Below are 8242 nucleotides of genomic sequence, written 5' to 3'. Positions count from 1 at the left end.
CCCGCCGCCGACCCACAGCATGGCCGCCGTGCCGATCACGGTCAGGGCCTCCATGGTCACCGGCATCGCCTTGACCAGGCCGCGTCCGAAGGCCCGGGTCGCGGCGTTTGACCGCTGGGCCATGTGCAGCCCGATGTCATCCATCTTCACGATCAGAGCGACCACGCCGTAGACCGCCACCGTCAGCGCGACCCCGATCACCGCCAAGGCGGCGGCCTGGATAGCCAGCGGCTTGTCGGCCACGTCGGCCAAGGCGATGGCCATGATCTCGCCCGACAGGATCAGGTCGGTGCGGATCGCGCCGCCCACCTTCTGGGCTTCCAGTTCGGCGCTGCTGAGCGCGAAGTCCTCGACCTCGTCACCAGCCACTTCGTGCTCGACGAAGGCCTCGATGATCTTCTCGGTGGCCTCGAAGGCCAGATAGGCGCCGCCGCACATCAGGATCGGCGTCACCGCCCACGGTGCGAAGGCGCTGAGGATGAGCGCGCCCGGCAACAGGAACAGCAGCTTGTTGCGGAACGAGCCGAGCGCGATCTTCCAGACGATCGGCAGTTCGCGGTCCGGCGTGAACCCCATCGCGTAGCCGGGGGTGACGGCGGTGTCGTCGACCACCACGCCCACCGCCTTGGTGCCCGCCTTGCCGGCGGCCGCGCCCACGTCGTCCAGCGAGGCGGCCGCCAGCTTGGTGATCGCGGCGATGTCGTCGAGGAGGGCGGCAAGGCCGGAGGGCATGGGCGGATTCTCTATTCGCGTTGTCGTCCTACGCGAATAGACCGCTCCGCGCGCTCCGGTCGAGCCCTAACCCTTGTTCAGAACGGCGTCGGCTTTCCTGTCGATCCGTTTTTCCTCGGCCTTGGGCATCCGGCCCGCTTTCACCGCCTGGGCGGCGCGAGCCTTGGCGTTGCGGGCGTGGGCCTTGTCCTCGATGGGATAGGCGCGCTTCTCGGGCTCGGCGAAGGCCTTGTCGGGCAGCGTGTCACGCTTCTCGGCGTCGAGTTCGGCCATGCTGTCACTCCTTCGGATGAGCTAGGCCCAGCGCCTCGACAGGCGCGTCGTCGTCGCTGTCATCGCCGTCGGGCGTGACGATCTCGGCCGGCTCGTCCTGCCGGGCCAGGTCGCGAGCGCCGACGCCCCCGCCCTGCTGGATGTTGCGATTGGCCTCGACGGTCGAGGGATCGTAGGTGTCATCGACTTCGTCGCCGTTGGTCACTTCGGGTTCGGCCATGGGAGTTCTCCAGTCTGGTCCAAAGCCAACGACCGGCGCGACCGGGGCGTTCCGCCGAATGGCCCCTCAGATTCCCTACGGTGGTCTTCAGAATAAAATCAGAGCCTGTGGCAGTTGCGATCGAGCGGCGACACGCCAGATATTCGAAACGCCGACGCGGGGTCGGCCAACCCCTTCAGGGACCGTTTCATGCCCACTCTGTTCGATCCGCTCGTCGTCGGCGACCTCGAGTTGCCCAATCGCGTCGTGATGGCGCCGCTGACCCGACTGCGGGCCGGCCCGACCCAGATCCCCAACGCCCTGATGGCGGACTACTACGCCCAGCGCGCCTCGGCCGGCCTGCTGATCACCGAAGGCGTGCCGGTCGTGCCGCAAGGCGTCGGCTACGAAGGCGTCCCCGGCATCTGGTCGGACGAGCAGGTCGAGGGCTGGAAGCAGGTCACCAAGGCCGTGCACGACAAGGGCGGCCGCATCTTCATGCAGATCTGGCACGTGGGCCGGGTCTCCGACCCGTCGTTCCACGGCGGCGAGGCGCCGGTCGGCCCCAGCGCCATCCCGGCCAAGGGCCATGTCAGCCTGCTGCGCCCCGAACGCCCCTACCCCACGCCCCGCGCCCTGACGACCGACGAAGTGGTCGGCGTGGTCGAGGCCTTCCGTAAGGGCGCCGAGAACGCCAAGGCCGCCGGCTTCGACGGCGTCGAGATCCACGGCGCCAACGGCTATCTGCTCGACCAATTCCTGCAGGACGGCTCCAACCAGCGCACCGACCGTTACGGCGGTTCGATCGAGAACCGCGCGCGCCTGATGCTGGAAGTGGCCGACGCCGCCGCGTCGGTCTTCGGCCCCGGCCGGGTCGGCATGCATCTGGCGCCTCGCGCCGACAGCCACTCGATGGGCGACAGCGATCTGGCCGCCACCTTCGGCTACGTGGCCAAGGAACTGGGCCAGCGCGGCATCGCCTTCTTGTGCGCCCGCGAATATGACGGTCCCGACAGCCTGGGCGTGGACCTGAAGAAGGCGTTCGGCGGCGTCTATATCGCCAATGAGAAGTTCACCGGCGCCACCGCTCAAGCCGCCCTGGACGCGGGCAAGTTCGACGCCATCGCGTTCGGCAAGGCCTACATCGCCAATCCGGACCTGGTGGAACGCCTGCGACTCGGCGCGCCGCTCAACGATCCGGATCCGACCACCTTCTACGGCGGCGACGGTCGCGGCTATATCGACTACCCCACACTGAAGACGCTCGCCACGGCCGCCGCGGAGTAGCTGAAAACCGCTCCGAAGGCGGGATTTCCGACCAAGCCTGTATCCGTCGCGCCATTTACCGCGTTGGGTCTTCACCACGCGCCGCGTAGCGGATACAGGCTTAACCATGAGAGAGACCAACGATCACTGGAAGACCGTTCTGCAACGCGGCGCCAACGCCCTGGCCTTCCGGATCACCAGCCCTGTCAACGCCGTCAAGCCGACCCTGATCGCGGAGCCCGCGCCCCAGAAGCGCGTCCTGCCCGTCATGGTCTATCACGCGGTGGCTGTTTGCGCCTTGGTCGACAGCTGGGTGGCGACCGGCGAAGGCGAGGTCCTGATCGACCGCCCGGCCGTTCTTACCCGCCAGAAGCTGGTGGCCGCCAAGGCCGCCGAGCCGCCGGGCAGCACCCAGTCGCCATTCTCGACCGGCTACGCCGCCGACTACAAGCTGGAACTGGCGCGACTGGCCTGGCTGGCGATCATCGACGATCCGGCGGGCCGCCTGGAAACCCTGGCCGCGGCCTACACGCCGCCTGAGCTGCGGGTGAAGCTGGTCTAGGCGGCAACGCTGGTAGAGGCTCGACGCCCTACCAGGCACCCGTGTTCGGCATCGAGGCCCACGGCTCAGCCGGCTCCAGGCTGCCGTCCTGCAGCAGCTCGACCGAGATGTTGTCGGGCGAGCGGACGAAGGCCATGTGGCCGTCGCGCGGCGGACGATTGATCGTCACGCCCATGTCCAGCAAGCGCTGGCAGGTCTCGTAGATGTCATCGACCCGATAGGCCAGATGGCCGAAATTGCGGCCGCCCTGATAGTCCTCGGGATCCCAGTTGTAGGTCAGCTCGACCAGGGGCGCCTTGCGCTCCTTGGCCAGCTCGACGTCCTCGGGCGCGGCCAGGAACACCAGGGTGAAGCGCCCCTTCTCGTTCTCCATCCGGTACATCTCGGTCAGGCCCAAGCCTTCGACATAGAACCGCAGCGAGGCGTCGAGGTCCTTCACGCGGACCATGGTGTGCAGATAGCGCATGGGCGGCTCCTGAGATCGGATGGGCGTGGCGCAGGATACAGCGGCGGACCGCCGCCACGCACCCCACATTTGTCGATGGAAACCGCCGGGCAGGCCTATTCGCCGACCCGCGCGCCCGGCCCTTGCAGCACTTGCTGCGCGCGCTCCACCGCGTCCATCAGGTTGCCAAGGGCCAGACCCTCGGGGCTGTCGGCGCGGTAGATCTCCCGCAGGGCCGGCACGCGGTCCTTGCAGGCGGCCATGGCGTCCAGGGCCCGATCGATCTTTCGCGTCAGCATGACAGTAACCGCCGTTTTTGTTCTATCTTTGTTCTAGCTTGGCGGTATCCGGAATTCAATCGCCAACCGACTCCGCCGCCACCGGTTTCTCCCGAGTCTGCCGCCGCCACAACGCCGCGTATTCGCCGCCGGCGTCCAAAAGCGCCGCATGGCCGCCACGCTCCACAACCTTTCCACGGCGCAGCACGATGATCTCGTCGGCGTCGGCGATGGTCGACAGTCGGTGGGCCACGACTAGGGTCGTGCGGCCGGCCCGAGCCTTGCGCAGGGTGGCCTGGATGGCGGCTTCGGTGCGGCTGTCCAGGGCGCTGGTCGCCTCGTCCAGGATCAGCACGCGAGGATCGGCCAGCAAGGCCCGGGCGATACCCACGCGCTGGCGCTCACCGCCCGACAGCTTCAGCCCGCGCTCGCCGACCTTGGTGCCCATGCCCTCGGGCAGGTTGCGAATGAACTCGCCCAGCTCGGCCGCCTCCGCCGCGGCCCAGACGTCGGCCTCGGAGGCCTCCGGGCGGGCGAAGGCGATGTTGGCGATCAGGGTGTCGTTGAACAGGGCCACGTCCTGCGGCACCAGGGCCACGGCCCGGCGCAGCGAGGCCTGTTTCAGCGCCTTCAGGTCGTGGCCGTCCAGGGTGATCCGCCCGTCCTGCGGATCGATCATTCTCAGGGCCAGGCGTACAAGTGTGGTCTTGCCCGCGCCGGAGGGGCCGACGATGGCCACGGTGGTTCCAGGCTCGGCCGTGAAGGTCACGCCCTGCAGACCTTCCGAGCGCGCGCCGTGACGGAACGACACCCCTTCGAAGGCCACCGCCCCGCCGCGCCGGTCGGCGGGCGGCGGCAGGTCGACGGCGTCCTCCGCGTCGGCGACGTCCGGCTGAGCGCGGCGCAAGTCGAGCATGGCCTCCATGTCGATGAACGACTGGCGGATCTCGCGATAGGCAAAGCCCAGGATGTTCAGCGGGCCATACAGGTTGACCAGGATCAGCACGGCGGCGGTGACGTCGCCGGGGCCGATCCGGCCTGCGGCCGCCTCGCCGCCGGCCAGGATGGCCATCATGCCCAGGCCCAGGCTCATCACCGCCGACTGCACGGTGTTGAGCAGGGTCAGCGAGTTGGTCGCCTTGATGTTGGCCGCGCCGTAGGCGCTGAGAGCGTTGTCGTAGCCGCCGACCGCCCGATCCTCGGCCCCGAAGGCCTTGACCGTCTCGTAGTTCAGCAGGGCGTCCACGGCCCGGCCCGCCGCCTCGGCGTCGGCCTCGTTCATCACCCGCCGATGACCGATCCGCCAATCCGAGATCGTGAAGGTCACCACGCCGTAGATCACCACCGTGACCACCGCCGTCAGGGCGAAGCGCCAGTCATAGGCCTTGGCCAGCACGACGGCGGCCATGATCAGTTCGACCGCCGTCGGGGCGATGTTGAAGACAAGGCCGCGCAGCAGGAAGTCCATCGAGCGCGCGCCCCGATCGATCACCCGCGACAGCGAGCCCGTGCGCTTGGTCTGGTGGAAGTCGATCGACAGCGACAGGGCGTGGGCGAAGGTCTCGACCGCCGCGCGGGTCTGGGCCGCCTGGGCCACGGGCGTGAACACCGCGTCGCGCGCCTGAGGCGCGACGGCGGCGATGAAGCGGATCAGGGCCCAGCCGCCGGCCAAGGCCGCGAAGGTCACGCCGACCTGCACCGCCGCCCCCTGCCCCGCGCTCAGCTGGTTGACCGCCTTGCCCAGCAGCAGGGGCGCGATCACGCCCAGGAACTTGCCGACGAAGGTGAAGATCAGGGCCAGGGTCACGCGCCAACGCAGGCCGGGGGCCTTGGAGCGCATCACCAGGCCGAACAGATCGGCCAGGGCCTTCCAGCCGTTGGCCTTGACCTCGGGGGACGCGACCCCTCCGGCCACGGCCCCGGATCGCGCCATGCCCCTCACTGAGCGCCGTCCAGCAGTTGGGTGGTCTGCAACCCGCCGCCCGGCGTCATCCAATCGACCCGCCAGCCCATGGCCGTGAGCGTGGACGACGCGGGCCCGCCCGTGGGCGGCGAAGGCGGACTGACGTCGACGACCACCTGCTGCTCTCCGCCCTCCCCGGCCACCTGGATGGTGTGCGCGCCCGTCGTCAGCGGCTGGTCCAGGGAGATCGAGAAGCGCCCGTCCTCGCCGATCTTGCCTTCGCCGCGCGTGGTGCGGTCGACGCGCACGCCCAGGCCTGCGCCCGGCGTGCCGACACCGGAAATCACGGCGCCGCCGCCCCGGTCATAATCGATCGCCAAAACACGGGGCGACAGCGAGGTCTGGCCCATCACCTCGGCGCCGGCTCCGGCGCGCAGCAGCACGGCGGCGCCGTTCGGCGCGACCATCAGATAGCCCTGGGCCTGAACGGTGCGGCCCTCCATCGTCATCGACAAGCCGTAGAGCCGGGGTTCGGCGGCCAGGGGGGTCACCAGCCGCCAGGCGCCCGCCGCGTCGGCCTTGCCCTCCAGCACCTCGCCGGTCGGCGCGCCCAGCCGGACGCTGGCCAAAGGCTCGGCCAGGCCCGACAGCGCCAGGGCGTCGCCCTGGCGGATCGCCGACACCACGCGCGGCGGCTTCAGATAGCCGGCCTGCGGCGACGGCTGTTCGGTCTTGGTCGCCGCCGGATCGCGTCGCCAACCCTCGTCCTCGCGACCGCAGGCCCCCAGCGCCGCGATGGCGAGGGCCGCGACGACGCAGGCTGACTTGAAACCGATCTCGCGAATCCTGATCATGTCGTATCCAACGGCCGACGACGCCCCGGCGGCCAATTTCCCTGGGTCTTCACGTGCGGCGCGCCGACCTTTCCCACAAGGACCGGCGCGCTGTTTATTTGTCTGGAGTGGACGACGATGCCCGACCTGTCCAGCGGCCAAGCCGCCGCCGCGACGGCCGCCAAGGCGGTCTGCGTCTATTGCGGCTCGTCGAACACGGCCGACCCGGCGTTCCTCGAGGCGGCGTTCGAGATCGGCGGCGATTTCGCCAAGGCGGGTTTGAAGCTGGTCTATGGCGGCGGCGGCGTCGGGCTGATGGGCGCGACGGCGCGCGGGGCCCACGCGGCCGGCGGCCGGGTTCTGGGGATCATCCCGGAATTCCTGCGCGGTCGCGAGCAGCCGTTCGACGATGTCGAAACGGTGGTCGTCACCTCGATGCACGAACGCAAGATGATGATGTTCGAACGCTCGGACGCCTTCGTGGTTCTGCCCGGCGGCATCGGCACGCTGGAGGAGATCATCGAGCTGTTGTCCTGGCGGCGCCTGGACCTGCATCGCAAGCCGATCGTCTTCCACAATCCGAAAGGCTTCTGGAATCCGCTGTTCGCCCTGCTGCAACACACCATCGACCAGGGCCTGACCCCGCCCTCGCTTGCGGATTGCTGGCGGGTGGTGGAAAAGGCGGGCGACATAACGCCAGCCCTATTGGCTTGGTTGACGGAAACCGGGCAAGACGACCCGTCCTCAAACGTTCGTTTGTTGACTTAGTTGCGAAAAGCAACGCATTATGTCCGCAGCCGATCTCCCAATATCGGCCTTAGGGGATAATAGGAAACCACCATGCGTATCTTCGTGACCGCGCTCGTCGCGGCCTCCGCTCTCTCGACCGGCGCTTTCGCCGCCGAGGGCGCCGTTCTCAAACTGCAGGCCCCGAGCAAGGCCCCCACCCTGATCCAGGACGGCGCCATCTGGCGCTGCAACGGCGACGTCTGCGCCGCGCCTCAGGTCAAGTCGCTGCCGGTCGGCCGCGCCTGCCGCAAGGTCGCCGCTGAACTCGGCGCCGTCGCCGCCTTCAACTATCGCGGCCAGGAACTGGACGCCGCCGGCATCGCCGATTGCAACACGGCCGCCAAGCCCTGACCTGACGACGATCGGCACGCCGCGCCCTAGAGACGCGGCGTGCCCCGCGGCTTGCGCCACCCCGGCCGCCGCCCGCCCCGCGCGTCGATTTATCCGCGCCGCATTCCCGGATGTGATAGACCTCTCGGCAAGGCGTTTAGACGCGCCATCGGCTCGTGCGCCTTCAGGCGGAGCGGCCCGCCACGCGCCAGACATACGGGCGCTCCTTTCCTATCCCTAAAACCAGACGCCGACCGGTGAAGCTCGCCGGACGCGACATCCGTCGCCGGGCCATGCCCGCGCGCGACGGCTCGCGTCCCGTGGTTCGCCGCGCGTCGCGTCTCCTGAAAAGGAAGCCCTTTGTCCAAAGGCAATCGCGAAGTCCGTAAGCCCAAGACGATCAAGTCCAAGGTGATCGCCGCCGCCGCGCCGGTCCTCCAGGCGGCCCTGGCGCCCCGCAAGAAATAGACCGCCGGCGCGCCCCTCGCCCGCCTTTCCCCCGGATCATCTTTGGCGCGCATGGCGCCAATCAGGAGCGTCAGCTTGATCGCCTATCTCGTCCTTGTTCACCGCTATCCCGAGCAGTTCAAACGCCTCTTCAAGGCCGTCCACGACCCCGACAACCACTACCT

Annotated in this window: 11 protein-coding genes and 1 pseudogene; 5 read left to right on the top strand and 7 right to left on the bottom strand. The window is 68.8% G+C overall.

Annotated elements, in window-relative coordinates; genetic code table 11:
- From AC1DZ6_RS13310 to AC1DZ6_RS13300, 3 genes are all read right to left on the bottom strand, one after another.
- The coding region (locus AC1DZ6_RS13310; protein WP_477097646.1) for a DUF808 domain-containing protein at window positions 1-732 on the bottom strand (732 nt) is incomplete at its 3' end.
- A 66-nt stretch (window positions 733-798) separates the two neighbouring features.
- Entirely contained in the window at window positions 799-1005 is a 207-nt protein-coding gene (locus AC1DZ6_RS13305; protein WP_477097645.1) for a hypothetical protein, read from the bottom strand.
- 4 nt (window positions 1006-1009) lie between these two features.
- On the bottom strand, window positions 1010-1225 hold the full coding sequence (locus AC1DZ6_RS13300) for a hypothetical protein (protein WP_477097644.1): 216 nt from the start codon (window positions 1223-1225) through the stop codon (window positions 1010-1012).
- Between the two features lie 189 nt (window positions 1226-1414).
- Here AC1DZ6_RS13300 and AC1DZ6_RS13295 point away from each other — a divergent pair, with 189 nt between their 5' ends.
- Complete coding sequence (locus AC1DZ6_RS13295; protein WP_477097643.1) at window positions 1415-2491, top strand: alkene reductase; 1077 nt, start codon at window positions 1415-1417, stop codon at window positions 2489-2491.
- 106 nt (window positions 2492-2597) lie between these two features.
- Entirely contained in the window at window positions 2598-3032 is a 435-nt protein-coding gene (locus tag AC1DZ6_RS13290; protein ID WP_477097642.1) for a hypothetical protein, read from the top strand.
- A 28-nt stretch (window positions 3033-3060) separates the two neighbouring features.
- Here the strand turns inward: AC1DZ6_RS13290 and AC1DZ6_RS13285 are convergent, their stop codons facing one another.
- From AC1DZ6_RS13285 to AC1DZ6_RS13270, 4 genes are all read right to left on the bottom strand, one after another.
- Window positions 3061-3498 carry a VOC family protein gene (locus AC1DZ6_RS13285; protein WP_477097641.1) on the bottom strand — a complete coding sequence of 146 codons (438 nt, stop codon included), beginning with the start codon at window positions 3496-3498 and terminating at the stop codon, window positions 3061-3063.
- A 95-nt stretch (window positions 3499-3593) separates the two neighbouring features.
- The gene (locus tag AC1DZ6_RS13280; protein WP_477097640.1) at window positions 3594-3776 is read right to left on the bottom strand and encodes a hypothetical protein; all 183 of its coding nucleotides are present in this window, start codon (window positions 3774-3776) and stop codon (window positions 3594-3596) included.
- Between the two features lie 55 nt (window positions 3777-3831).
- The gene (locus AC1DZ6_RS13275) at window positions 3832-5763 is read right to left on the bottom strand and encodes an ABCB family ABC transporter ATP-binding protein/permease (RefSeq protein WP_477097647.1); all 1932 of its coding nucleotides are present in this window, start codon (window positions 5761-5763) and stop codon (window positions 3832-3834) included.
- Window positions 5694-6512: an Ig-like domain-containing protein gene (locus AC1DZ6_RS13270; RefSeq protein ID WP_477097639.1), complete on the bottom strand. Its 819-nt coding sequence runs from the start codon at window positions 6510-6512 to the stop codon at window positions 5694-5696. Before AC1DZ6_RS13270 ends, AC1DZ6_RS13275 begins: the two co-directional genes overlap by 70 nt.
- 117 nt (window positions 6513-6629) lie before the next feature.
- On the opposite strand from AC1DZ6_RS13270, the gene AC1DZ6_RS13265 reads away from it, so the two are divergent.
- The 3 genes and pseudogenes from AC1DZ6_RS13265 to AC1DZ6_RS13255 all read left to right on the top strand — a co-directional run.
- Window positions 6630-7259 carry an LOG family protein gene (locus AC1DZ6_RS13265; protein WP_477097638.1) on the top strand — a complete coding sequence of 210 codons (630 nt, stop codon included), beginning with the start codon at window positions 6630-6632 and terminating at the stop codon, window positions 7257-7259.
- A 72-nt stretch (window positions 7260-7331) separates the two neighbouring features.
- A complete protein-coding gene (locus tag AC1DZ6_RS13260) occupies window positions 7332-7631 on the top strand; it encodes a DUF8200 family protein (protein WP_477097637.1) in 300 nt (99 codons plus the stop codon).
- A gap of 519 nt (window positions 7632-8150) precedes the next feature.
- Window positions 8151-8242: pseudogene (locus AC1DZ6_RS13255) on the top strand (hypothetical protein); the annotation flags it as partial.

This window comes from Caulobacter sp. P1_B12_2 (assembly GCF_056406675.1).
The sequence above is the reverse complement of the archived record's forward strand: the minus strand, read 5'-3'. Positions and strand labels throughout refer to the sequence as shown.